The organism is Singulisphaera acidiphila DSM 18658 (assembly GCF_000242455.2).
GTDB lineage: Bacteria > Planctomycetota > Planctomycetia > Isosphaerales > Isosphaeraceae > Singulisphaera > Singulisphaera acidiphila.
This window is the reverse complement of sequence record NC_019892.1, coordinates 486,468-512,292: the sequence shown is the minus strand read 5'-3', so window position 1 is coordinate 512,292 and position 25,825 is coordinate 486,468. Positions and strand designations below refer to the sequence as shown.

Sequence of the window (25,825 nt, the reverse complement as noted above, 5' to 3'; positions counted from 1 at the left end):
GAAAAAAAGAGGGCAGGGCGGGACCTCACCTTGGCATTGCAACAAGGAGGGGCGAGAAAACTATTCGACAGTGATCATGTCCTTGATTTTTCCAAACTCAATCTCTTTGATTCCTTTGACCGTCTTGATGTCCTCGATCTTCTTGAACGGGCGGCCCTCGATGATCGCCTGAGCGCGCACCGGACCAATCCCCGGCAGGACGTCGAGTTCTTCCTTGGACGCCGTATTGAGATTCACCTTCTGCCCCGGGGCCAGCGCGGCCTTGGCCTTGGCCGCTGCCTTCTTCTTGGCCACGGTCGGCTCGGAAGCGGTCGGTTCGGGAGCCGCTGCCGCCTTCTTCCGCGCCATCTTCGGCTTGGCTGCCGGCTCGTCCACAACCGGCGCAGGGGCCTGGCTAACCGTCACCAGGCTCCGGATCCCATCGATCGTCCGCGTCGGCACCCCTGCCTTGGCCAGGTCGTCGACCTTGGCATAAGGCCGGCCCGTCACGATCTTCTTCGCCGTGGCCTCGCCCACGCCGGGCAACGACGCAGCAAGCTCCTCCTCAGTCGCCTTGTTCAGGTCGAGCGGAGCCGCCAGAACAGGGGCAGGGGTCGTCGCCGCTTTCTTCCGCGCGACCTTCGACTTGGCCGGAGTCTCGTCAGCCGCCGGCGCCTGGCTGACCGTCACCAGGCTCCGAATCCCATCGATCGTCCGGGTGGGCACCCCCGCCTTGGCCAGGTCGTCGACCTTGGCATAAGGCCGGCCCGCCACGATCTTCTTTGCTGTGGCCTCGCCCACACCGGGAAGTTGTTCAACGAGTTCCTCCGCGCTCGCCTTGTTCAGGTCGAGCGGCGCTGAGGCGGCCGCTTTCTCCCTCTCCTTTTCCTTCGCTTTCTCTTTGGCCTTAGCCTTGAGCTTCTCCTTGGGCTGCGTGGTGGTGGAAGGAGTCTGCCCGGTAGTCACCGTGCCAACCCCCGCAAGGACCACACTCAACAAGGTCGACATGGCCGCGAACTTCGTGAGACGTCCGGTAAACATTCAAGCCCCCGTTTCTTCAAGTTTCGGAAGATGAGGTTTCGGGCACAACCACAGTCGCTTCATCCTCGGCGACGTGACCTTCGGGAGTCATCGTATCGACCGCGTGAGGCAGGATGTGAGAGAGCAGGGCCGCCGCCTGTTCAGTGGGAATCCCGATCTTGGCGGCGAGGTTCTGGACCACGTCGGAGCCCAAGGCCTGTTGAATCTGCTCGCCCGAGACCGGCAGGTTGGCGCCTTTGCCGACCCAGGACGACATCACGTCCCCTAACCCCCCTTCGCGAAACTTCTGCAAGAGGCTGCCCAGTCCTTGTTGCTCGACAACCTCAGCAACATGATCCGTGGCGGCCGTCGGGATGCCTGCCTCACCCTCCTTGGACGATCCTCCAAGAATGCCGGCCAGTTGGCTCTGGACCGCCTCAGCGATCTGGCCCTTGACCGTGTCAAGCAAGCCCATAAGGTGCAACTCCGAGGTGTTGAGTGCAAAACAGCGACCCGGAAAAGACTTGAATCCTTCCGATTTTGACCGATCCCATCCAGGCAGGCAACTTCCTTCTCGCATCCGTTATGACGAATTATTTCCTCAGATTCCACTTCGGCAACCTCATGTCGCGCAAACATGGGATCTGTCGTCGCCTTCGCAACACGGTCCAAAGTCCGCGACGGCAACAACAGAACGGACGACCGACGGTGCCATTCGCCGCCGGTTGGCGGACCGTCCAGCGCAGCCTGCCAACGGCCAACGGCACCTGTGGTTGCCCCCCGGCCGACTACGCGGCAACACTCGTGAAATCTCAGGCCAACCGTGAATCGGCACGCTCGCAAATCGCCAACATCGTCTAGATGGCATTGAAGTTCATCCGGTCTCCAGGCCGCGCAGAGATCTGATGCAGATTTATTCATCGACTTTCAAAGAATGTCGGCGGGACGTCGAGGGACCAGACCTCGCTGCTGAGCGGCCTGGCGTGCCCACCGGCCACCCAGATCTTGTCCTTGAAGACGTAGGCGGAATGCTCATGGCGCTCCTTCCAGCTCACGTTGGACCGGAGTTGGGTCCAATCCTTACCGTTCTGCGAGTACCAGACGTCGCCCCAGTTCTGCGACGGGTTGTTCGACCAGCCGCCCAGGACCCAGATCCGGTCGCGGTGGACCACGGCGGAGAACCAGAGCCGAGGGTTCCAGGGAGCATGCTCTGTCACCTGCTCCCAGTTCACCCCGTCGGACGAGCTCCAGACATCATTCTGCGCGTGATAGGTCGGGGTGTAATTGCCGCCGCCAAGGATCCAGATCTTGCCGTCGTGGACGACCGCCGCGTGGTGAGCGCGAGGCGGCCACGGGGCATTGGCCACCTCCCGCCTCCATTCCTTGCCGTCCGCCGAGCTCCAGACGTCATTCTTGGGGCTCTTGTCGTCGCCGAAGTAATAGTCTTCGGTGCCGCCGAGGATCCACATCCGACCTTTGAATACCACCGCGCCAGCGGCAAGCCGAGGGCTCCAACCCGCTTCTTTCGTCACCAAGTCCCACTTCAGGCCGTCGGTCGACGACCAGACTTCGTTGGTGGCGCCATGCCCCGGGAGTCGGCCGTTGTACCAGCCTCCCAACATCCACATCCGGTCGTTGAAGACGAGGGACATCGGCAGGTCGCTGTACTTCCAGGGGGCATCCTTGGTCACAAGGTCCCAGGCCTTCCCGTCGGACGAGCTCCAGACGTCGCGAGGGGGAGAGGCGAACGAGTCGAACCAGCCCCCGAGGAGCCAGAGGCGATCCTTATAAACCAGTTCGCCGCTGGAGTCGCGCGCCTGCCATTCTGCCTTGTCGGAGACCTTCACCCAGTCAAGAACCTTATCCTCGCCCGGAGCGGAGCCAGGGAAAAGCACCACGCTCGCCAGGACGATTAGACGCCATCTCATCAGGCAAATCCCTCCTCGTTAACAAGAAAAAAGGGCAGACTCCAGGCGGGTCACTGCCGACCGACATCGGGGAATGCCGGGCAATTCGGGCCGGCCAGTTCCGTGGGCCACCATATCTCGCCCCACGGACAAACGCCAACAGACGGGCTGGTTCGTCGCGATGATTGAGTCGCCGCAAGACGCTCAGGACGACCGGTCCGTTTCTGTTGTGCTTCATCGCGGCCGCAAACTCCGTTAGAATGGCCTCAAGAGGAGACTGGGCCATCGATATCCTGCTGTCAGTCCACTCGGTCGAATGCAAAACAACCGCACACATCCCGTCTCCGAGAACGAGCTCTACCTGAAGCTCTTCATCACCAATGGTGGTGGCTGGTAGTCATTGACCCGTCTGGCTTCCCTCCCAACACTCATGGATCTCATGCTCGGCGGGCCCAGTGAACTTGTCGCCCTGACAAGGAGGTCCACAGCGTGCCCCTTCACTTATAAAACCAACAAGAAAGCCTTTCATGGAACATCTGAATGTCCCCCAATTTCTGGGACTTCTTGTCATCATGCTCAGCGCGGCCAGGCTTTGCGGTGCGTTGGCCAAGGCGATCGGTCAACCGACCGTCCTCGGTGAGCTGGTGGCCGGTGTGCTGCTCGGAGCGTCAGTCATGGGACTGGTCGACCCCAAGGTCGACGTCATCCATCTGCTGGCGGAGCTCGGGGTGATCCTGCTCCTCTTCGCGATCGGCCTCGAGACCGACTTGCGGATGCTCGTCAAGGTCGGCGGCGCCTCGGCGGCGGTCGCCACCGTCGGCGTCGTCTTGCCGTTCGCCCTGGGCTATGCTGTCTGCCGGCTCCTCGGGCTCCCCAACCTCGTCGCGCTCGTCGCCGGGGCTTCGCTCACCGCCACGAGCGTCGGCATCACGGCCCGCGTCCTCTCCGACCTGGGCCGACTGCAAGAGCCGGAGAGCCAGATCATCCTCGGGGCCGCAGTCATTGACGACGTCATCGGCCTGGTGATCTTGACCGTCATCGCCGCCCTCACCAACGGAGAGTCGGTCACGATCATGAGCGTCGCCAGGATCACCGGCGTCGCCTTCGGGTTCCTGCTCGGGACACTGCTGGTCGGAAGCCTGATCGTGCCCCGACTCGTCCGGCTCGTGGGCAAGATCGACCTCCCGGGGACGACCACGATCCTGGCCCTGATTCTCGCGTTCGGACTCGCCTGGCTGGCAGATCGGGTCGGGTCGGCTGTCATCATCGGAGCGTTTGCGGCGGGCCTCTTGCTGGCGAAGACTCCCCAAGCCCGTGAGGTTGAGCATGGGGTCACGGAACTCGGAAACTTCTTCGTCCCCTTGTTCTTCGTCTCGGTCGGGGCCGCCGTGGATATTCGCGTGTTCAACCCGATGGACCAGGCGAACCATGCGACGCTCCTCGTCGGCAGCCTCCTCATCCTGGTGGCGGTGGTCGGCAAGTTCGCGGCCGGCTATGCCGCCCCTTGGTTCAAAGGGAAGAAGAGCGTCATCGGCGTGGGGATGATCCCTCGGGGCGAAGTCGGCCTCATCTTCGCGCAAATGGGACTCAGCAGCGGCGTCTTCGATGCCAAACTCTTCAGCGCCGTGACCCTGATGGTGATGGCCACCACCTTCCTCGCTCCGCCCCTCCTCCGTGCCCTCTTCCCTCCCAGAGACGCCTCCTGGATCCCCCCCAAGCCGGACGGTATCGAAGAATTGGTGACGGGCGAGTGAGCCTTGCCGCCAATTTGACGCTAAAAATAACGGGGCGGGCCCCGAAAAAGCGACGATCCGCCTAATATAACTAAAGCAAAAGCAAGTCCAGGGCTCAAGCAAGTCATCCCATCGGTCTCGTGTCCTTCCCCTGAAGGCACGAGCCGGGGATGACCGGCACGATCGCACCCGACTCCGCCGCGTAAACATCCGAAAATGAAGCCGTTGCCGTGGGTCGACCGATTGACTATCGTAAAGGTTCTTCCGGGCCCACCCTGCCTATTGTGAAAGATCAAAGGCGAGACACGCCACCGACGAAATCCGGTCGAGGAGCCCAACCCGATGGATAAGGTGAGAAACTCGGCTGACGCCGCCCCGGATCGAGGACGGATCCGCGTGATGCTGGCAACCATCGCGGCGGTGATCGGGATCGCGTCCGAGGGGCTCGCCAACCAAGGGGATCTCACCGCCAGCCCCGAACAGGTCAAGTTCTTCGAGACGGAAGTCCGCCCCCTCCTGGCCGCGAGCTGCCTGAAATGCCACGGGCCGGAGAAACAGAAGGGGGGGCTGCGGCTCGACTCGAAGGCGGCGATCCTGGCCGGCGGCGAGAGCGGACCGGCGGTCGTCCCCGGCAAGCCGGGGGAGAGCCTGCTCGTCGAAGCAATCAACTACGAAGGGCCCGAGATGCCCCCCAACGGCAAGCTCGGCCCCCCTCAGCGCGAGACGCTGACCCGGTGGATCGAAATGGGCCTGCCCTGGCCGGCGACCGATCCGGGCGCCTCGGCCTCAGCCCTCACCCAGGCTCCGAAGTCGAAGATCACGGCCGAAGACCGGGCCTTCTGGTCGTTCCAACCCCTGCGACGCCCCGACGTACCGAGCACGGACGATGGCGGCTGGGCACGCAACGCGATCGACCAATTCATCTTCGCCCGCCTCAACGCCGAAGGTCTGACGCCGGCTCCTCAGCAAGACCGCGAGGCCCTGATCCGTCGGCTCACATTCGACTTGTGGGGACTCCCCCCCGCGCCGGCCGAGATCGACGCGTTTGCGGCTGACAAAGGGGCCAACGCCTATGAGACCCTGGTCGACCGGCTGCTCGCCAGCCCTCGCTACGGCGAGCGCTGGGGACGGCACTGGCTCGACCTGGTCCGCTACGCCGAGTCGGACGGCTATCGCGCGGACGCCTACCGGCCCGACGCCTGGCGCTACCGCGACTACGTGATCAAGGCGCTGAACGAAGACCGGCCCTACGACCGCTTCGTCACCGAGCAACTGGCCGGCGACGAGATCGACCCCAGCAACCCCGAGCTCAAGGTCGCCGTCGGCTACTATCGGCTCGGCACCTACGAGTACAACCAGCGCGACGTTCCAGCGCAGTGGTCGGCCATCGTCAACGACATCACCGACGTCACCGGCGACGTCTTCCTCGGGCTCGGCATGGGCTGTGCCCGCTGTCACGACCACAAGTTCGACCCGATCCTGCAAAAAGACTACTACCGGCTCCAGGCCTTCTTCACCCCGATCCTCCCCCGCAACGACCTCAACCTGTCCACCAGCCACGAGTGGCAGGTGTATCAGGAAAAGCTCGCGACCTGGGAAGCCAAGACGGCCGAGACCCGCACGGCGATCGCCGCCCTCGAACACCCCTACCGCGACAGGGCGACCAAGGATGCCATCGACAAGTTCCCGGCCGAGATGCAGGCGATCATCAACAAGCCGCAGGCCGAACGAACCCCGCTCGAAGAGCAACTCGCCGAGTTGGCCTACCGCCAGGTCACTTACGAATACGAGCTGATCGCCGACAAGATGAAGAAAGGCAAGGATAAGGACGCCTGGACCGCCTTGCAAAATCAACTGGCCGAGCACAAGCGCGACCGGCCGACTCCCCCCGCGCCCGTGCTCACCGCCACCGACGTCGGACCGATCGCGCCTCCGACCCTGATCCCGGGGGATCGGAAGAAAGAAACGATCGACCCCGGCTTCCTGACCTTGCTCGACCCCGCTCCGGCGACGATCCAGCCCGTGTCGACCGCCCCCCAATCGACCGGCAGGCGCACCGCACTGGCGCGCTGGCTGACCCGGCCTGACAACCCGCTCTCAACCCGCGTGGCCGTCAACCGGATCTGGCAGTACCACTTCGGCCGTGGGCTTGTCAGCACCTCCAGCGACTTCGGCCGGCTGGGCGAGCGCCCGAGCCATCCCGAGCTTCTCGACTGGCTGACGACCGAGTTCGTCGCGCGCGGCTGGAGCCTCAAGCAGATGCACCGGCTGATCCTGATCTCGGCCACCTATCGCCAGTCGGCCAGCCACCCGGATGCGACCGTCGCGAGACGGAAGGACCCCGAGAACCGGCTGCACTGGCACCGGCTCACGCGTCGGCTCGACGTCGAGCCGATTCGCGACGCGATGCTGGCCGTCAGCGGCGAGCTCGACCTGGCGATCGGCGGCCCGGCCGTGGACGCCAACCAAACGCGACGCACCGTCTACTCCCAGGTCAGGCGCAACAAACGCGACCCGCTGGGCGAGGCCTTCGACGCCCCCGACGGCTCAATCACAACCCCCCAGCGCGACGCCACCGTCACACCAATCCAGGCCCTCTTGATGATCAACGGCTCCTGGACCTTGGACCGAGCCAAGGCCTTCGCCGCCCGGCTCCAGAAGGAGGCGGGCGACGACGAAGGGCGGATCGAGCTGGCCTATCGCCTGGCCTTCGGCCGAAAGCCGGCATCCGCCGAACAAGCCGAAGCGCTCGTGTTCCTCCACCATCAAGGTGAGAAGGACGAGCCTGAGTCCCCCCCCAAAGCCGAGGTGGCCGACGGGGAAGGAGCAGCCTGCAAGCCCGGCGAATCCGCCTCGCTCGAGGTCGATCCCAGCAGTTGGGTCGACTTCTGCCACGCCCTGTTGAACGCCAGCGAATTTCTCTATATCGATTAGTCGGATCTCCCGAGAGTCGGGAAAAGCAGGTCCACAACGTCATCCCGAAGAGGCAACCGCAAGAGTCAAGCCCCTGGCTGTCGCCCCTTTCGGGACTGCATCCTACAGGATTTGCCTATTTGTTTTCTTTCCCAAGGGCTTGCGCCCCTTGGCGATTCGAGGCCCGACCATGAGCGACCCGAGGCGCGACGGACTCCAGCCGACACCCCATATCGCGGCCCCGCTCTCCCGGCGCGAGATGCTTGTTCGCGGCGGGGGAGGCTTCGGTGCCCTGGCCCTCGCCCACCTGCTCGGCAACAGCCAGGCGCTGGGGGCCTCGCCCCAAAAAGGGGAGTCGAACGCCTTGCTCGGGGGCGCTTCGTACACGATCCCGTCCCGGGTCAAGAGCTGCATCTTCCTCTTCATGGAGGGGGGGCCGAGCCATATCGACACGTTCGACCCCAAGCCGATGCTCAACAAGCTGGCGGGAAAGCCGCTGCCGCCCAGCTTCAAGCCGGTGATCACCCCGATGGGGGAAGCAGGGTCCCCCTTGCTCGCCTCACAGCGGAAGTGGAAGCAGCACGGTAAGAGCGGGCTCTGGGTCTCCAACTGGCTGCCGCACCTGGCGGAATGCGTGGACGACATCGCGGTGATCCGCTCCTGCTGGTCGAACGGCCTGAACCACGTCGGTGGCGTCTGCCAGATGAACACAGGGTCGATCCTGGCCGGCCGGCCCAGCCTGGGAAGCTGGGTCAGCTATGGGCTCGGCAGCGAGAACCAGAACCTTCCCGGCTACGTCGTCCTGCTCGACAACCCTGGGAGCGTGGTCGCTGGCGGCCCCCGGAACTGGGGCGCCGGGTTCATGCCGGCCACCTATCAGGGGACCCGGCTCGGGGCGGCCAGCGAGGTGATCCCGAACCTGGCGACTCCCAAACAGATCAGCGCGGAGCGCCAGCGCGACAAGGTCGAGTTCCTGCACCGGCTCAACGCGCGGCACGCCGACCAGCGACAGGATCAGACGGAGCTCGACGCCCGAATCCGGGCCTATGAGCTGGCCTTCCGGATGCAGGCCGAGGCGCCCGAGGCAGTCGACCTGACGCGCGAGTCGGAAGAGACGAAGACCCTGTACGGGCTCGACCGCAAGGAAACCAAGGTGTTCGGCCAGAACTGCCTGCTCGCCCGCCGCCTGGTTGAGCGTGGGGTCCGCTTCGTCCAGCTCTACCATGGCGCCGGCTCAAAGTGGGACGCCCACGCGGGCATCGAGCAGAACCACAGCGGGCTCTGCGAAGGGATGGACCAGCCGGTCGCCGCCCTGCTCAAGGACCTCAAGCGGCGCGGGCTGCTCGACGAAACCCTCGTCATCTGGGGGGGCGAGTTCGGCCGCACCCCGATGTCGGAGCAGGGGGACGGCCGCGACCACAACCCTTACGGCTTCACGATGTGGATGGCCGGCGGCGGGATCCAGGGGGGCCGAACCATCGGCGCGACCGACGAGGTCGGCCTCCACGCCATCGAAGACCGGCTCCACGTCCACGACCTGCACGCCTCGATCCTCGCCCTGATGGGCGTCGACCACACCAAGCTCGTCTTCCTCCACAAGGGCCGCCCCGAACGGGCCACCCTCAACGAGGGGATCGTCTCCGAAAAACTGCTGGCCAGCTAACTCCCAAATAAGCCCGTCTTGCCGGGCGGGCCGTGCCCCCTCGGCAAGACCGGGTCGAACACTTCCAGAATGAGTGGGTGAGCGAATCACCCACCATCAAATCAAAATCCTCTCAGCTTCCTGGCACAAGCTTGAGAATCCGATGGTTGCTGCTATCGGAGATGAAGAGAACGCCGTCAGGGGCGAGAGTCACGCCGTGGGGCTGGTTGAATTCCGCCTCCGCCGGCGCCTTGCCGACCCCCGCGGTCCCCTTGCGGCCGGTGCCGGCGAGACTCTCAATCGTCCCCTCGGACGGGCGATAGAGGCGAATGCGATGGTTCTCGGTATCGGCAATGATGACGTCCCCTTGCGGGTTGACGCAGAGGTGCTTGGGACCGTTCAGCTTCGCCTGCCGCCCGGGGCCGCCGTCGCCCGACGCCCCTTTTTCGCCCGTGCCAACCAAGGTGCGGATCTTGCCTGAGCGATCGACGACCCGCAAGGCATTGCCCCCTCGGTCGAGAATATAAACGTTCCCTTTGCCGTCGGTCGCCACGGCCCTGGGGTCGATCATCGGGGAAGTGCGGGCATCGGCCCCATCCTGGGGGATCCCCTTGTGGCCGTTCCCCGCCAGGGTGGAGACGAGGCCCGTCTTGAGGTCGACGGCCCGGATCCGCCGGTTGTCCAGGTCGGCCAGGTAGAGAGCCTGGCCAGGCTCGTCGAGAGCGATGCAGTAGATGCCGCCGAACTCCGCCGCCGTGGCAGGGCCGCCATCCCCCGAGAACCCTTTCTTGCCGGTCCCCGCGATTGTCGTGATCACACCCGTGCGAGCGTCGATCTTGCGGACCCGATTGTTCCAGGTGTCGGATACGAGGATATCCCCATTCTTCATGACGGCCAGGCTGTGCATCCCGTTGAACTCAGCCTTCGTTGCCGGACCGCCGTCGCCACTGTCCCCGTTCTTGCCCGTCCCCGCCACGGTCTGAACGCGGCCGTCCTTGTCGATGCGACGGACGCGCTCTCCAAGCATTTCGACGAAGATGATGGTGCCATCGGGTGCGAACCCGACGCCAAACGGATTGGTCAGCTTGACCTGATCGGCCGGAGCGCCGTCGCTTCCGGTTCCTCCCCCGGCAACAAGCACAAGCCGCCCGCCTTGACCTGGGTCGTCAGCCCCGGCGAGCCCGCACACCGCCAGCAACGCGAACAGAGACATGCGCATCGAAGAGTATCTCCTCATCGGTCGGATCTGAACCGAAGCGACAACAACAGCGACATTCCGGACGATTCCGCCAGGTGCCGCCCGCTCCGTCAAGAGGGTGACGCCAACCTCGGGATCATCCTTGGGGGAGACATTCCATTCGAATTCACCAGATATTTCGATTTTCCGCGTATCTCCTACTTTCGGACAAGACCTCGACCACCACGTCCGAGGCCCTGGACCAAGTCCAAGAGGTCATGCCATATGCGGTCTCTGCACTGCCATCCGCCACCGATCCCAAAGCCGCCCCTTCCCGCAAGGGCGGGGCATCCCGCTTGGCAAAACCGGGCCGGCTTGATAGAGTGGAAGGCCATAAGGAGGAATGGGTTATGACGATACACCTTCCCGAAAATTTGGAACGCTCAATACTGGCGGAAGTCCATAGCGGGCATTTCGCGTCCGTGGACGATGCGATTGCCGAAGCGGTGCGGCTCTTGCTCCGGCAAGGCGAGCATAACGCGTTACGGCCGGAAACGGCGGGAACAGGCGAGCAGAACGCTCAGGCCCATAAGCCGATCTGGGAAGAAATCGCAGAGATTACTGCCGACGTCCCCGACGAGGAATGGAACAAACTGCCGGCCGATGGTGCCGAACAACACGACCATTACATCTACGGCACTCCGAAGCGGCCCCCGACACAATGAGACGTGTCTTTGCCGATGCGGTGTATTGGATCGCCATCGCCAACCCCAAAGATCAATGGCATTCCAACGTCATTAATCTAACAGGTTCGCTAGGCCAGGCTTCCTTGATTACCACGGAGGAAGTACTGGACGAGTTTCTCACCCACTACAGCGGCCACGGCCCCATCCTGCGGCAGGTCGCCGCCCGGATGGTCGAAAAAGCGCTGGCAAATCCACAGGTGATCGTCCGGCCCCAATCCCATCAAACGTTCCTTGACGGCTTGGCCTTGTATAAGGCCCGCCCCGACAAGGAATACAGCCTGACTGACTGCATTTCGATGGCGGCGATGCGCCAGGAAGGTATTACCGAAGTCCTGACACATGATGGCCATTTCACTCAGGAAGGGTTTACCAGACTGCTTTAAGCTGTCGCAAGACCGGCGCAGTGATCTCCGCCCTTTGCACCCCGCTGGCCGCCGATGAGTCACTCCACCACGAAGGTCTGGAAGCCCATCTCGACGAGCAATGGCGATCCGGGCTCACCAGGGTACACGTCACGAGCACGATGGGCCTCATGCACTTACTTCACAAGAATACATATCTTAACATCACGCATCGGCCCATATAACACTCATTGAGCGACGGCCGTTGAGCCAAAATATTTCGCTCGCCGTAAGGCGAGCGAGATTTACGATAAGCTTCGCCCACGCCCCAAACCAAGTAAGGACGCCCATATAATGCCATATCCAATCCGGCTTATCGCCCTCGCGGGCTGGGCGATCGCTTTTGGAGGAATCACGCATGCCGCCGCCCCGGCGCCTCGGTTGGAGCTCGATGAAGCAACCCAGGAACGCTGTCTGAGCCTACTCAAGGGGGCCCTGGCGTCGGACGAGTTCTGGCCGTCGATGCACGCCTCCGAGGCGCTCACCCTGGCAGGGCATGGGGCAGACGTGCAAACAGCGCTCGCCCCCAAGCTGCCCAAGGAGACCGACGACCAGAAGCGGTGCGGGCTGGCTCGTGAGCTGGCACGCGCCGGCGACCTCTCCTACGTGCAGGTTCTGCTCGACATCCTGGCGAGCCCCAATCCTCATGGCCACATCCACGCAAGTGAAAGCCTCTTCAAAATCTGGCAGGTTGGCGACGGTGTCAAGCTCCGCCAAACCCTGACGCGGGCCGAACCGCCCAAGCTGGTGATGATGACGGCCGCCGCGCTCGTGCGAGGGGGAAACCGCGAGGCACTCGACCGGGTGCGGAAGTATGTGAGCGACCCCGACGGCGAGACCGCACGAATCGCCGCATGGATCCTCGCCCGGACGGGAGGGGCAAGCGATCTCAGGGCGCTGCGGGCCGGCGCGACCCGGTTCAGCGATCCGCTCACCAAGGCTTATTTCGAACACGCGCTGGCGTCCCTCGGCGACGCGGACGGCCTCAAGGCCCTCATCCGGAACCTCGGCCACCCCGACTTCAACGTCCGGGTCTACGCGGCCGAGTTCGCCCCGGACGCCCGCGCCGTTGCAGCCAAGGACGCGCTCCTGCACTTGCTCGACGACCCCGTGCTCGACGTCCGGATCCGAGCCGCCCAGGCCTTACTCGTCCTGGCGAAACCGAGTCCGAGCTCACCCACGGAAGACATCAGCCGCGACGTCTTCCCCGCCACCGCCCAAAACCCGCGCTACAGCGAAGGATCGGTCCTCGTCCAGCGCGACGGCAGCCTGATCTACGCAACGACCGAGTTCCAGGGGAGCGGGTCGGATTTCGCCAAGGCTCGGATCATCGCGGTCGATTCCACCGACCAAGGGCGGACCTGGAGCGAGCGACGCGTGCTCCAGGAAAACGTCGGCCAGCAGAACGTGATGTCCGTCACGTTGCGTCGGCTCAAGGCAAATAACCCGTTCGACGGCCCGATTGGCCTCTTCTATCTCGTGAAGAACTCACCAACGGACCTCGATGTCTACTTGCGTATTTCCAACGACGAAGCGAAGACGTTTGGCGAACCACGGCTCGTGACCACCGATCCAGGCTACCACGTCTTGAACAACGACCGCGTCACCGTCCTCTCCACGGGGCGAATCCTCGTGCCGATCGCCACGACCGAGGACGCCGTCAAAAGCCCCAAGTACGCCTCCTCCTGCTACTTCTCCGACGACCAAGGGGAAACCTGGAAACGGAGCAGGGGCCTGATCCACTATCCGGGCCCAGGGGCCATGGAGCCCGAGGTCCTCGAACAGGCCGACGGGCGCCTGCTGATGCAGATCCGCACCAAGGTCGACCACATCGCAGTGAGCGAGTCGACCGACGGAGGCGAAAGCTGGAGCGAGGCCAAGTCCTGGGAGATCGCCGGCCCCGAGTCACCGGCCACGCTGAGACGGATCCCATCCACGGGCAACTTGCTCTTGATCTGGAACAACACGCTGCGCGACGGCAAAGTCAGCAGTGTGCGAACTCCTCTGACCTCCGCGCTCTCGGCCGACGAAGGACGCACCTGGTCGTTCCACCGCAACCTCGAAAACGACCCCACCAAGGTCTACGCCTACACAAGCGTCGTCTTCGACCGTGGCCGAGCCCTGCTCACTTATTATGTGGGCGACACGAAGACAGGGCGGATCTCGTCGCGATTCCGGTCGGTCCCGATCGCCTGGTTCTCCGAGCCCTCAGCCTCAAACTGACCAACTTGATCCGGAGAGCCACTCGTGGAACCGGTGATATTGCGGCGTGGGTCAACCCCAGCGCAGGTGGCCCACGTCTTTGGCCGACTTTTGCAGACCGGCGGGGCCAAACTCTCGGTCTCCGTGATGACCGGGTCCATACTCCGCCCTGGTTTTTGGCTCACGAGTTGAGTACAACCCGTGGCACTTCAAGTGCATTTGCCGTGGTACTCCGAGCCAAACGGCTTCGTCTCAAAGAACAACCGCGAAGGGGAATGGCATGAAACTGACCGGAAAAAAGGCGATCGTGACAGGTTCGGCCCGGGGAATTGGTCGCGGCTGCGCCCTGGAACTGGCCCGCGCAGGGGCCGACATCGTGGTCAACGACCGCGAGCGCACACCCGAAGCCGAGGCCGTCGTGGCCGAGATCGAGGCCCTCGGGCGGCAGGCCGTCCTGGTCGAGGGGGACGCCTTCGACCACGACTCGTGCGGCCGGATCACCCAACGAGCCATTGAAGCCTTGGGACGTCTCGACATTTTGATTAGCAACCCCGCCTACTCCCGTCGCGACGACTTCCTCAACTACTCGCCCGAAACATTCCGGCAGGTGATCCAAGGGACCCTGGCGGGAGGGTTCTCGATGAGCCAGCACGTCGTGAAGCACATGGTCGAGCGGGGCGGGGGGGGGAAGATCGTCTTCATCTCGAGCGTCCACGCCCGCCGCCCATTCCCGCGCAGCGTCGCCTACAACGCGGGGAAGGCGGGGCTGAACCACATGGCCTTGACTATCGCTGGCGAATTGATGCCGTATCGGATCAACGTCAACCTGATCGAACCCGGTTGGATCGACACCCCCGGCGAACACGAAGCGTTCGGTGCCGACGTCATGCGCGAGGCCGGCCCGGCCCTCCCTTGGGGCCGATTCGGCAAGCCCGAGGACATCGGCAAGGCGGCCGTCTTCCTCGTGTCGGACGACGCCGACTACATCACCGGCTCAGCCCTCCTGGTCGACGGCGGCTTACTCCTTCAGGAGTCCCACTCCTAAGCTAAGCAAAGTCGATCTCGACACCACTGAGGCGAGCGCAATCTCCCAGACAAGCGGGGAGACAAGTCGTCCGCGCAAATCGCGTCGTGCTCCTCGCATCTCTCTTCTCTTCTCCGGCATCAGCTTCCTGACGGCCGCCGGGGTTTCCCCCCCCGGCGGCCCGCCTGTGCCCCTCTCATCCACACGTCAAATCGAAGCCTCCCCCTCCACACCACGGCCCCGCCACTGTTCTTTTGTTAGGTTGGACACGACCTGGCCGGTGACCCCGCTATCATCCACAAGCCGTGGGCTACACTGACATCGGCACACGTGCGAGTTCTCTCTTCTCGGATCGATCGAATCCTGAGCCATTGCGAGGGCGACACGAAATGATGCGAGACGAACCCGCTCTTCGTCGTCAATGGATCCTGTTGCGAGCGCTCTCCGCTCAGCGCTTCGGCCTGACCATCCAGGAGATGGTCACCGAGTCAGGCGTCGCCGCCAAGACGATTCGCCGGGACCTGGAACTGTTCCGCAGCCTCGGCTTCCCCCTGGAAGAAACGGTCGGCGAGTTCGGCCGCAAGACCTGGAAGATCGTGTCGAGCGAGAGCCAACCCCCGCTCGCGCTGGCCCTGAACCTGGACGAGGTCATCGCCCTCCACCTCGGCCGCCGCCTCCTCGACCCCTTGGCAGGCACCCCCATCGGCGACGCCGCCGGGCAAGCGTTCCGCAAGATCCGCACCATGTTCCCCAAAATGGCACTCGAGTACCTCGAGCGATTCACGAACTTCTACCACATCGCCACCCTCGCGCCGGCTGATTACTCGGCCCAGGGCGAACGGCTCGACACCTTGAGGACCGCCATCGAAGACCAGCGTGCTGTCCACATCCTCTACCAGTCCGCCCAGGCCACCGAACCCGCCTTCCGCGACGTCTACCCGCTCACCCTGTTCGACCAGAAAGGAGCCCTCTACCTGATCGCGCTCGACCCGCAAGAGGACAAACTCAAGCACTACAAAGTCGTCCGCATCGAGGACGTCGAGTTAACCAACATCCCCTTCCCCCGCCCGCAAAACTTCGACCCCGCCACCTACATGGCCTCGTCGTTCGGCATCTATCAGGGCGATGACGACATCCTCATCAAGGTCCGCTTCGCCCCTAAAGTCGCGCGTTACGTCCTGGAAACCAAAAAGCATCAATCCGAACGCCTCGTCAAACAGCGTGATGGCAGCGTCGTGGCGGAGTATCGCCTCTCCTGCACCAATGAAATCAGGTCGTGGATTCTCAGTTTCGGCGCAAAGGCGATCGTCCTGGAGCCAGAGTCGCTCCGTCGAGAGATCGCCGAAGAACTACAGACACTGATAGTAGCTTACGCAACATCCGTCTCAGAGTCGCGTCAGCACCCCTTTCGAGGGGAAGATCGCCACGAGGTTCCTGGGCAATTCCATTAATCGAGACTATCGCATGCCAATCATTGACCTCAGTTTCAACATCATCGGCACCACGATCCCATTGGATCATGGCTACAGCTTATTTTCCGCTCTCTGCCGCGTTGTTCCGCAACTTCACGGCGATACGAGGATTGGTGTCCATCCGATCCGAGGGCGTCAAACCGCACCTGGCGTCCTAAGCCTGATCGACTCCTCCCGGATTCGTCTCCGGCTACCCTCGGAGGAAATTGCTCCTTATATCGCCGTAGCCGGCACGGAACTCGAATTGGTCAGCCACCGCCTCCAAGTCGGGATCCCTCGTGTCGAGTGTCTCACCGCAGCCGCAAGCCTGGGATCTCGCTTGGTGACGTTCCGCGGCATCACTGACCCGACCCTCTTTGAAACCAACATTCGTCGGCAGCTCGAGAAACGGAAGATCGCTGGTAAGCCGAGCCTCGTGGTCGCAGCCCGCGCTACGTGGACCGGTCAGCCAATGCGACGCGTGTTAAGAGTCAAGGACAAGCAAGTCATCGGTTACTCACTCCGTATCCATGGCCTTAAATCGGAGGAATCAATAAGCATTCAGGAAGAGGGGTTAGGAGGGCGTAGACGAATGGGTTGTGGCGTCTTCTTACCGATTTCGCACACGGAGAATTCCATATGACAAAGTCTATTCTTCTCGCCAAAAGCGATGGCTTCGGACGCAGTCGCCAGAGCATCCGCGAGCATACCGAACTGGTCATGAAGTCGGGGAAAAGACTCGTCGAGGTCACGGGAGCCACCCAATTGGTCGCGGTTGGCCTCGACCCTTTACATTGGCTGGACCGTTTTCGACGCGAGATCAAAATCACCGCGCTGCTTCACGACCTTGGCAAAGCCAACGACCATTTCCAGGAAATGCTCATCGGAAGGGCAACCCGAGGCCAGGGACTTCGCCACGAGGCGGTGTCTTTCCTGATCGCCCGCCAACCGGAGGTTCGGGAATGGTTGCAGTCAGTGATTGACAACAATCGAGCTGTTGAGCTTGTCCTCTGGGCAATCGCGGGGCACCACAGGAAGTTCCCCCCATCTGCCCCTCCCAAGGACTGCAAGCCCGAGATGACCGTCTATCTATCGCATCCCGACTTCCACGACACCTTGGCGCTCGGTACGCGCGAATTATCCCTGCCCGAGCCGCCTCGATTCGGTTCTGATCGAAAGCTCAAGCTAATCAGTATCAACAGTTCGTTGCGGGAATTCGAGGATGCGCAGGAAGACGCCGAAATTTTCTTTAAAACAGCATCGGATGACGAGAAAAAGTATGTCTCTGTACTCAAGGCATGCTTAATCTGCGCCGATGTCGCCGGATCGATCGGGAGACGTGGTTCGGAACCGATGGACAAGTGGATCTCGGATGCGTTTCTGAACCTACCTCAGCCTCAGCAATTGGAATCCGTTGTTGGTAAAGGTCTCAAAGGAGGCGAGCTGCGACCGTTTCAAATCCAAGTCGCCGAAGCGACCAATCGAGTGGTGTTCGTCCAGGCGGGTTGCGGAAGCGGGAAAACCTCGGCAGCCTATCTCTGGGCTGCCCAGCAAGCGCCCGGCAAACGCCTTTTCTTCTGCTACCCGACAACGGGAACGGCAACCGAAGGTTTTCGCGATTACCTGATCGATCCGTCCCTCGACGCCGAACTGATCCACGGGCGTGCCGAGGTTGACATGAAAATCCTCGGACTCGGCGATGACGAACCGGGACGGGAAGCAGGCACCAAGAACCGCCAGGGAAAGGCCAGCGAAGACTCCGCTGGTGCCCTGGAGCAATGGTCGACTCCCCTGGTGAGTTGCACGGTCGACACAGTCCTCGGCCTGGTCCAGAACCATCGGCGATCGATTTATGCCTGGCCGTCGATCGCGGGGGCCGCTCTCGTCTTTGACGAAATTCACTCGTATGACGACAACCTATTTTCCGCGTTAGTGCGTTTCCTTACAGACGTTCGAGGCGTGCGGTGTCTTCTGATGACGGCCAGCCTCCCCCAACCCCGCTTGCAAGCGATCCGCGAGGCACTCCAAGGAATCGGGGAAACTCTTGGCGGTCCCATCGATGGCCCGGAGGATCTGCAACTTTTGAAACGTTATCGACGAGAGTATAGCGACTCACCCTGGGACCGCGTCGAAGACGTGCTCTCCAAAGGAAAGAAAGTCCTCTGGGTGGTCAACACCGTCGCCGAAGCAATGAGTCTGGCTGAGCATCCTCGAGCCCAAAAACTCGGACCGACGCTCTATCACAGCCGGTTCCGGTATGTCGACCGAGTTGAGCGTCACAAAGCCGTCATCAGCGCATTTGCAAACCAAAATACTCCTGCCTTCGCCATCACAACCCAGGTGGCGGAAATGTCGCTCGACCTGTCCGCCGACCTCCTCATCACCCACTTGGCCCCGATTCCTTCGCTGATCCAACGGCTCGGCCGCTTGAATCGCCGCGCCAGGCCCGACCGAAACGACGGGATCCGCCCTTTCATCATCATCGAACCTAATAGTCATCTCCCCTACACGCAAGAACAACTTCAAGAGGCAAGAGCATGGCTTGCCTTGCTTGGAAACGAGGAACTCTCACAGGCTGATCTCGCTGCGCACTGGATCGCTCAACCCGTTGCATCGTCCGATCGGGCGAATCATTTTGCCTGGCTTGACGGAGGCTTCGCCACGGAAACAAGACACCTTCGAGACGCTTCACCCGGTATCGACGTGATCTTGCAAAGGGATCGAGTTGCAGTGGAATCCAAACAGAGCCGCCCCGAGGAGGTGCGCATTCCCATGCCTCCCCCACGCACGGGCCTCAACTGGCGAGCGTGGGACGAGGTCGCTTTCTGCAAAATTCCGCCCGACGACATGATTATTTATGAAGAAATGAAGGGGGCCAAATGGAAACCTTAAGCATCGATCTTTTCGCGCCGGGGATGAGCCCGTTACATCGCGCGGGTTTGGGCGGCCTGGCAACCACGCTCCAATGGATCGACAGCAAAGTCAAAGACGACCGACGGCCGCCAGGCGAGTGGTCCATCGACGATCGCCAGGTCGAATTAAAATGGCCGAATCCTGAGGGAGCGAAGGCCTTCCTTAAGCGACTCTACGAACTCGCCTTCCAAATCGATGAAAACGGATTGATCCACTTACCTGGCAGCTACGGCGCGGGGATACCCAAACTGGAGGTATTGGCTGAGCTTCAGCAGGGGATGTCCCTGACGATTCTCCAGTTCGGCCCAAATCGCAAATCCGACGGGCTTGCCCTGAAAAGCTATGAAATCGATAGCCAGACAATCACAATTCAGCATCAGAAACTCACCGGCTATACCCATCAATCCGAATGGGAGAAGTTAGTTACGGCAAAGGGAACGTTGAAGCCGCAGGCGATCATCAGTGGGACGATTGCTCCCGGTTTCGTCCAACGCCATGTCGCGTTTCCGTCAACCACAATCGAGCAACCGCCCGGCCTAGCAATCGCCCTCCATTTTGCTCTGATCGGAACACTTTCACTCGCGATCGACCGAAAGACCGGCGTACTGCTCGTTCCTGATGTCGAGGACTTGAATCTCTTCGTCAGGCGTCGCGGCCTTATGACACCCAATTCGGCCACGGATTGCCGCATCGCCAGCCCCGCCGATGCCGCCCTCCAAGCTCAGGTCCGGTTGCATCTCATTGAGGGAGCGCAAAAACTCAAGGCCGATCGCTGTCTCGCGGTCTTGTTTGCCACCAAGTCTTGGAACGAGAAGCAGAAAGCACGAGCCAGCGTACAGGAGGTCGAGCCCGACACGACCGCCCTCGAGCGGTTCGATCTCGCGATGCACACCCTCCAGGCTCGCATTGCCCTGGCAAAGCCAACCAAGAAGGGAGAAGCACCGGTCCCCTTCTGGGCCGAGAGCGTAGTCCGGCCGTTGGTGGCGGAAAACCTCGCTCAAGGCCGACCCTGGTATCAAGATTTCCGCCGTTTGGTCGTGTCGCCGGACGGTTCCGACGACGCTCAGAAAGTCCGCCAACTCGGGTACGAAAAGAAAGGCTTGCAGGCCATGGTCAACGATCACTGGGAAGATCGAGGAGAAGAGGCCATCGTCCGCTCCGTCCACGAGGCGATGTTTCGGCGATTCGGCATGATCTGGGAAGAGGTCACCGGCAATCAGACGGTCTTCAATAACCGTAAGGAGCGCCAGATGCAGCGATGGCGGCTCGCCTTCGCCGGCGCCAAGACCGCTGATGATTTCCGCAAAGCCCTGACCGATCTCTGGAGCCGCTCAGGCTCCAATCCGGTCTTGAAGTCCTCGTGGCGTGAGGTCTTACCCCTGATCTGTGACGAGGATCGCTGGAGGCTCGCCCGCGATCTCGCCTTGCTGGCGCTGGCAAGCTATGAACGGCCTGCGACAGCACCAAAAGAAGTCGGCTCCGTAGCTGGTAATAACACCGAAGACTAATCGCTGATCGAACAGATTCCAGGTCACATCACTAATCTGAGAGGATCGAATCGATGAGTTTGCACATTTACGGAGCCGTTGTCACCCACCACGGCACAGCAGCCAACAACCGAGCGGAGACCGAAGGAAACATCACGACCCTTCAGAAATTACTCTGGTTCGGCAAAGTCCATTCCTCGGTCAGCGCCGAGGCAATTCGATTCGCTATCCGCCGCCGGTTGGCGGAGCATGAGCCGACGAATCGACGATGGGATGAAGACCTACGAATGAACGTCTGGGCCGACCCGATTTTTGAGTCATGGGCGAGTAAGACCGGAAAACCATTCATTGACGATGACATCCTTGGTTTTATGAGCGCCGACGCAGCCAAGGAAGAAAACGGGCCCGAAACCGCACCGGAGCCCGACGAGAAAAAGAAGCCCCGGGCCAAGGGCACAACCAAAGTCCGCCGGGCCGTCCTCGAAGTCACCCGCGCGATCTCACTCTCGCCCTACGGGGGCGACGTCACTTTCAATGCGGCCAGCCCCGGCGCGACGCCCTCGGCGCAGAAGAAGGGGAGCAACCCCGTTCCCTACGGCACCGAGCTTCATGCCACGCGCTACCAGTACGGTTTCGCCCTGACGCCCAGCGCCTTGCATAAGCCCGAGCGAGCAGCGGTTGCCATTGAATCGCTCTGCTCGCTGGGAGAGGTCGCCGGGAACCACGGGCGTTTCCTCTACGACTTCAGCCCCGAGAGCATCGTCTTCCGCGTGACTCACGATCCGGCCCCAAGGCTCCTCTATCTCTTTGAGGGCGGTGGAACGACCGTCGACGCGCCGACCCTCCTGGCGAGAGTCAAGTCCGGCGACCTGCCGGCCAAAGAGTTGATCATCGCCGGTGCCTTCAGCCAGACCTCAACAGCAAGGGAAGTCGCGGCCCTGGGGGCGACACTGGAACCCGGGGTGCGTAGCGCCGCGCGTCTCGTCTGCGAGCGGATCGCCGCCGGGGAGGGTTGATCCATGATCGCCCTCAGGGTCACCGTCCCCATCGCCTGTTTCCGCAAAGGTTTCGCCCGCGAGTTCTGGGAGACGGAAGAACTGCCGCCGCCAGCCACTTGCTACGGCTTCCTGCTGTCTCTCGTCGGCGAACAGGATCGCCGTCGCCATGTCGGCGTGCGGGTCTGCCCGGCATTGCTTGGCCGCCCCGAGCGAAGCGCCGTGCTCCGCACGCTTTGGCGAGTCAAGAAACTCCCTCTCGGTTCGCCTGGCAACACACGTCCTGACTATCAGGAAATACTCACCAACGTATGCCTGGCAATCTGGCTCGACTCGACCGAGGAGATTGGAACCGGCCCGACCTTGGAGGACCGCGTCCACACGGCGCTCGATCACCCTGAGCGGATCAACCGTTTCGGTGGCCTCTCGCTCGGCGAAAGCACTCATCTGGTCGATGAGGTGACGAGACTTTCCGTTGCCCCAGGCGACAGGGCACGAGCCTATCTGTTGAATGATCGAGGTCGGCTGTCCTTGCCCGTGTGGGTCGACCACGTCGGATCGGCGAAAACGCGCTACGTCAGCGGCGACTTGGTCGAAACCGACGTTTCCGCTCCCAACCGGGATCGAATGCCTCGCATCGAACCCCTGAGTTAACCTCCCTCGCCCGTGAGAGAAAACCCGTTTTCCTCAAAAGGAAAACGGGTTTTCGACGGAGGTCCTCAACCACAAATCGATCGACACAGCAAAAGGAAGTCAATAATGACTCTTCCCATGGTCGACCACGCGCCCCCGTTGCGCGTGATGTCCCTCCACGCGCTGGCCTATTGCCAGCGTCTATTCTACCTCGAAGAAGTCGAGGAGATCCGCGTCGCCAGCGCCGCCGTATACGCCGGCCGCGAGCTCCACGCATCGCTCGAAGCCGACGAAGAGGGAGAGCGAACCCAGCTCGAACTGGCCGACTCGGGCTTGGGGCTCGTCGGCAAGGTCGATGCGTTGCGACGGCGCGACGGCTCTTTCCTCCCTTACGAGCACAAACGCGGCCGCGCCCGCCGTGACGGCAAAACGGCCATGGCCTGGCCGTCCGACCGGCTCCAGGTCATCGCTTACGCCGTTCTGATCGAATCGGCGACAGGGCAGGCCATCCCCGAGGGCCGCATCCGATACCACGCCGAGAACGTCACCGTCCGCGTTCCGATCGACGCGAACGCGAGGGCCGACCTGGAGGAGGCCGTCGCCACAGCGCGGCGGCTCCGCGAGACGACCGAGCGACCGCCGGTCGCGGAGAACGAGCGGCTCTGCGTCCGCTGCTCGCTGGCACCTGTCTGTCTCCCCGAGGAGGTCCGGCAAGCCGACGACCCCGAGCGCGAGCCAACCCGACTCTTCCCCCCGGACCGCGACGGCACCAGCCTGCACGTCGTCCTCCCGGGCACATCGGTCGGCCGGAGTGGCGAGACGCTCGTCGTCAAGCCGCCCGACGGCGCCCCGCCCACCAAGCACGCGATCCGCGAAATCGACTCGCTGCTCGTGCATGGATACTGCCAGGTCACGACCCAGGCGCTGAACCTCTGCGTCGACCGCGAGATCCCGGTCCACTGGCTGACGACCTCGGGGCGGCACACCGCCAGCCTGACCGCCAGCGCCGGCCAGGTTCAGCGTCGGCTGAGACAGTACCGCGCCCTGGCGGACGAGGCGACCTGCCTGCGATTGGCCAAATCCCTGGCCCGCGCCAAGATCGAGAGCCAGCATCGCTACCTCCTCCGGGGCTCGCGCGGCGACGAACAGGCCCGCGACGCGATGCTCCCCAACCTGATCCCGCTTCGCTCGGCGCTGGCCTCGCTCGAATCGGCCCCCAATCGCGACTCGCTCCGTGGCTTCGAGGGTTCGGCCGCCGTCGGCTACTTCCGAGGCCTGGACCGGCTGCTCTCGCCGACGGTCCCCGAATTGCTCCGCTACTCGACCCGGAGCCGCCGTCCCCCGCTCGATCGCTTCAACGCCCTCCTCGGATTCGGCTACGGCCTCCTCCACACGGCCGTGATGCGGGCGATCCTCACCGCCGGGCTAGAGCCCTCGCTCGGGTTCTTTCACACCCCGAGGAGCGCCGCCTATCCTCTGGTCCTCGACCTGATGGAACTCTTTCGCGTCCCTCTCTGGGACATGGTCCTGATCGGCTCACTGAACCGGAACCAGTGGGACCCCGACGCCGACTTCATCGTCACCAAGGGAAAGACCTGGCTCTCCGACACCGGCCGGCGCAAGACGATCCAACTCTTCGAAGATCGGCTGGACGAAACCTGGAAGCATCCGGTCATCGGCTACTCCCTCTCCTACGTGCGAACGCTGGAGTTGGAAGCCCGGCTCCTGGAGAAGGAATGGAGCGGCGAGCCCGGCCTCTTCGCACGAATGCGGCTCCGTTGATCGGTCTGGGTCTGGACGAATCAAAGCATCCCTGAAAGAAAGGAGTCCGCCCGAAATGAATGACGCGAAGTGGTGGCTGGTCTGCTACGATGTTCACGATCCGACGCGTCTCCGCCGCGCCGCCAAGGTCCTTGAAGGTTCAGGCCAGCGAATGCAGGAGTCCGTCTTCCGCTGCTGGATGACCCCGAGCCAAATGCACCGGCTTCGGTGGGAGCTCACCCAAGTTCTCGAACCGAACGACGAAGTGCTGCTGATCCCACTCTGCCCCCGCTGCGTCGGAGGCATGGAGACAACCTACTCCGCCCAGAACCACCCTGATTGGCCCGATTCCCCCGAACCCCACAGGATCATCTAACTCCCTGATTCAAGCATCTCCGGCCGTCGTGCCGAGTTCTCACCGCCGATGGACCGATCTCGTTCCCCTTCTTCAACATAGGGCTCTTTGGCAATACGAACGATCCATGATTCACCCGAACCCCGCACCGCCTATCAACTTGCAAACCGTTCTCCCCAGAGTCGGATCCCGTTTTCAAAGCCACCCCCAACTCTCCAAGCCCGTGCTTGAAAACGTGCTCCGCATCCTCTATCATACGAACAGTTTACAAGCGAGCGGTGCCGACCTCTGTGATGCCGCAAGGCGTTGAGCACATTAAGCCTTTTCGGTCTCGAGGAGGCCCCGGCCTGTGCCGACCTCTGTGATGCCGCAAGGCGTTGAGCACGCCAAGCGGGCCGCGATAGAAATCGAGAGACTGAGAGTGCCGACCTCTGTGATGCCGCAAGGCGTTGAGCACCCGCCACCCACCCTCTCCTGGCTCGAAGTGTTCGCAGTGCCGACCTCTGTGATGCCGCAAGGCGTTGAGCACGCCAGGGCTAGGGCAATCGAGCCGGCATCGACCGCGTGCCGACCTCTGTGATGCCGCAAGGCGTTGAGCACTGCTCGAGTGCGGTGATCGGATCGCGGACCGGTTTGTGTGCCGACCTCTGTGATGCCGCAAGGCGTTGAGCACAGCTCCTCTGAGTACGTGGCTCGCTGCCTCTCGCAGAGTGCCGACCTCTGTGATGCCGCAAGGCGTTGAGCACTCCAGTGCGCGACGATGCTGCTCGGGAGTAAGTTCGTGCCGACCTCTGTGATGCCGCAAGGCGTTGAGCACGTGCGGGACCAGGCTTGGGCCGAGCTCGACGCATTGTGCCGACCTCTGTGATGCCGCAAGGCGTTGAGCACGAGAGGGTTAGAGGAAATCGCATGAAGCCGAGTCGTGCCGACCTCTGTGATGCCGCAAGGCGTTGAGCACTCGGGGCTTTCTCGGCCAGAGGGAGAAAGGTGTTCTTTGTGCCGACCTCTGTGATGCCGCAAGGCGTTGAGCACTCAAGCTGATGCAGGACGCGATCGGCAAGGGAGCCAGTGCCGACCTCTGTGATGCCGCAAGGCGTTGAGCACCCGTCAGTCGACCTCACTCCGCTCGTCGCCCTCGCGTGCCGACCTCTGTGATGCCGCAAGGCGTTGAGCACTTCTCGAGGCGATTCAGTCTCTGCTCCAGGAGACGCGGTGCCGACCTCTGTGATGCCGCAAGGCGTTGAGCACAGCCGTTTCGGCTCACGATTCGGGACCGACCTGGCCGTGCCGACCTCTGTGATGCCGCAAGGCGTTGAGCACAGGAGATCGTTGGCGTCGACGGTTCGACTCTCAAGCTCGTGCCGACCTCTGTGATGCCGCAAGGCGTTGAGCACGTACGAACTTCGAACTGGCCGCGAACGATACGTTGCGTGCCGACCTCTGTGATGCCGCAAGGCGTTGAGCACTGGCGACAATCGGGTTATCC

The 25,825-nt window shown here is 62.5% G+C and carries 20 protein-coding genes and 1 CRISPR repeat array (1 of these 21 running past the window's edge); of the genes, 16 read left to right on the top strand and 4 right to left on the bottom strand.

The window, feature by feature from the left end:
- Positions 1–60: 60 nt before the first annotated feature.
- Both SINAC_RS01880 and SINAC_RS01875 read right to left on the bottom strand, forming a co-directional pair.
- A complete protein-coding gene (locus tag SINAC_RS01880) occupies positions 61–1,020 on the bottom strand; it encodes a ComEA family DNA-binding protein (protein ID WP_015244010.1) in 960 nt (319 codons plus the stop codon).
- A gap of 16 nt (positions 1,021–1,036) precedes the next feature.
- Positions 1,037–1,474, bottom strand: a complete 438-nt coding sequence (locus SINAC_RS01875; RefSeq protein WP_015244009.1) for a YidB family protein — start codon at positions 1,472–1,474, stop codon at positions 1,037–1,039.
- 233 nt (positions 1,475–1,707) lie between these two features.
- Here SINAC_RS01875 and SINAC_RS39580 point away from each other — a divergent pair, with 233 nt between their 5' ends.
- Positions 1,708–1,860 carry a hypothetical protein gene (locus SINAC_RS39580; RefSeq protein WP_154673914.1) on the top strand — a complete coding sequence of 51 codons (153 nt, stop codon included), beginning with the start codon at positions 1,708–1,710 and terminating at the stop codon, positions 1,858–1,860.
- Between the two features lie 56 nt (positions 1,861–1,916).
- Here the strand turns inward: SINAC_RS39580 and SINAC_RS01865 are convergent, their stop codons facing one another.
- A complete protein-coding gene (locus SINAC_RS01865; protein ID WP_015244008.1) occupies positions 1,917–2,927 on the bottom strand; it encodes a Kelch repeat-containing protein in 1,011 nt (336 codons plus the stop codon).
- Between the two features lie 506 nt (positions 2,928–3,433).
- Between SINAC_RS01865 and SINAC_RS01860 the strand changes: the two genes are divergently transcribed.
- The 3 genes from SINAC_RS01860 (at position 3,434) to SINAC_RS01850 (ending at position 9,215) form a co-directional block, all read left to right on the top strand.
- Entirely contained in the window at positions 3,434–4,660 is a 1,227-nt protein-coding gene (locus SINAC_RS01860) for a cation:proton antiporter (RefSeq protein ID WP_020467456.1), read from the top strand.
- A 321-nt stretch (positions 4,661–4,981) separates the two neighbouring features.
- Entirely contained in the window at positions 4,982–7,573 is a 2,592-nt protein-coding gene (locus tag SINAC_RS01855; protein WP_015244006.1) for a PSD1 and planctomycete cytochrome C domain-containing protein, read from the top strand.
- A gap of 169 nt (positions 7,574–7,742) precedes the next feature.
- A complete protein-coding gene (locus SINAC_RS01850; RefSeq protein ID WP_015244005.1) occupies positions 7,743–9,215 on the top strand; it encodes a DUF1501 domain-containing protein in 1,473 nt (490 codons plus the stop codon).
- Between the two features lie 112 nt (positions 9,216–9,327).
- Here SINAC_RS01850 and SINAC_RS01845 read toward each other — a convergent pair whose 3' ends face one another.
- The gene (locus tag SINAC_RS01845; RefSeq protein ID WP_015244004.1) at positions 9,328–10,413 is read right to left on the bottom strand and encodes an NHL repeat-containing protein; all 1,086 of its coding nucleotides are present in this window, start codon (positions 10,411–10,413) and stop codon (positions 9,328–9,330) included.
- 368 nt (positions 10,414–10,781) lie between these two features.
- Here SINAC_RS01845 and SINAC_RS01840 point away from each other — a divergent pair, with 368 nt between their 5' ends.
- From SINAC_RS01840 to cas2, 12 genes are all read left to right on the top strand, one after another.
- Positions 10,782–11,096 (top strand): ribbon-helix-helix domain-containing protein, encoded by a 315-nt coding sequence (locus SINAC_RS01840; RefSeq protein WP_015244003.1) that lies wholly within the window; start codon positions 10,782–10,784, stop codon positions 11,094–11,096.
- Entirely contained in the window at positions 11,093–11,500 is a 408-nt protein-coding gene (locus tag SINAC_RS01835) for a type II toxin-antitoxin system VapC family toxin (RefSeq protein WP_015244002.1), read from the top strand. The genes SINAC_RS01840 and SINAC_RS01835 overlap by 4 nt, the downstream gene beginning before the upstream one ends.
- Before the next feature lie 312 nt (positions 11,501–11,812).
- Positions 11,813–13,741 (top strand): exo-alpha-sialidase, encoded by a 1,929-nt coding sequence (locus tag SINAC_RS01830; protein WP_015244001.1) that lies wholly within the window; start codon positions 11,813–11,815, stop codon positions 13,739–13,741.
- 259 nt (positions 13,742–14,000) lie between these two features.
- On the top strand, positions 14,001–14,765 hold the full coding sequence (locus SINAC_RS01825; protein ID WP_015243999.1) for an SDR family NAD(P)-dependent oxidoreductase: 765 nt from the start codon (positions 14,001–14,003) through the stop codon (positions 14,763–14,765).
- A 368-nt stretch (positions 14,766–15,133) separates the two neighbouring features.
- Positions 15,134–16,195: a helix-turn-helix transcriptional regulator gene (locus SINAC_RS01820; protein ID WP_015243998.1), complete on the top strand. Its 1,062-nt coding sequence runs from the start codon at positions 15,134–15,136 to the stop codon at positions 16,193–16,195.
- Positions 16,196–16,208: 13 nt separating this feature from the next.
- Complete coding sequence (gene cas6, locus SINAC_RS01815; protein ID WP_015243997.1) at positions 16,209–16,838, top strand: type I-MYXAN CRISPR-associated protein Cas6/Cmx6; 630 nt, start codon at positions 16,209–16,211, stop codon at positions 16,836–16,838.
- Entirely contained in the window at positions 16,835–19,087 is a 2,253-nt protein-coding gene (locus tag SINAC_RS01810) for a CRISPR-associated helicase/endonuclease Cas3 (protein ID WP_015243996.1), read from the top strand. The genes cas6 and SINAC_RS01810 overlap by 4 nt, the downstream gene beginning before the upstream one ends.
- Positions 19,075–20,616, top strand: a complete 1,542-nt coding sequence (cas8a1, locus tag SINAC_RS01805; RefSeq protein WP_015243995.1) for a type I-MYXAN CRISPR-associated Cas8a1/Cmx1 — start codon at positions 19,075–19,077, stop codon at positions 20,614–20,616. The genes SINAC_RS01810 and cas8a1 overlap by 13 nt, the downstream gene beginning before the upstream one ends.
- Positions 20,617–20,669: 53 nt before the next feature.
- The gene (locus SINAC_RS01800) at positions 20,670–21,611 is read left to right on the top strand and encodes a DevR family CRISPR-associated autoregulator (RefSeq protein WP_015243994.1); all 942 of its coding nucleotides are present in this window, start codon (positions 20,670–20,672) and stop codon (positions 21,609–21,611) included.
- A gap of 3 nt (positions 21,612–21,614) precedes the next feature.
- Positions 21,615–22,244 carry a type I-MYXAN CRISPR-associated protein Cas5/Cmx5/DevS gene (gene cas5 / locus SINAC_RS01795; protein WP_015243993.1) on the top strand — a complete coding sequence of 210 codons (630 nt, stop codon included), beginning with the start codon at positions 21,615–21,617 and terminating at the stop codon, positions 22,242–22,244.
- Positions 22,245–22,349: 105 nt separating this feature from the next.
- Complete coding sequence (locus tag SINAC_RS01790) at positions 22,350–24,005, top strand: type I-MYXAN CRISPR-associated endonuclease Cas4/Cas1 (protein WP_015243992.1); 1,656 nt, start codon at positions 22,350–22,352, stop codon at positions 24,003–24,005.
- Between the two features lie 55 nt (positions 24,006–24,060).
- Complete coding sequence (gene cas2, locus SINAC_RS01785; protein ID WP_015243991.1) at positions 24,061–24,360, top strand: CRISPR-associated endonuclease Cas2; 300 nt, start codon at positions 24,061–24,063, stop codon at positions 24,358–24,360.
- 257 nt (positions 24,361–24,617) lie between these two features.
- A CRISPR array of direct repeats spans positions 24,618–25,825; the repeat unit is 36 nt; unit sequence GTGCCGACCTCTGTGATGCCGCAAGGCGTTGAGCAC; it runs 12,345 nt beyond the window's last position.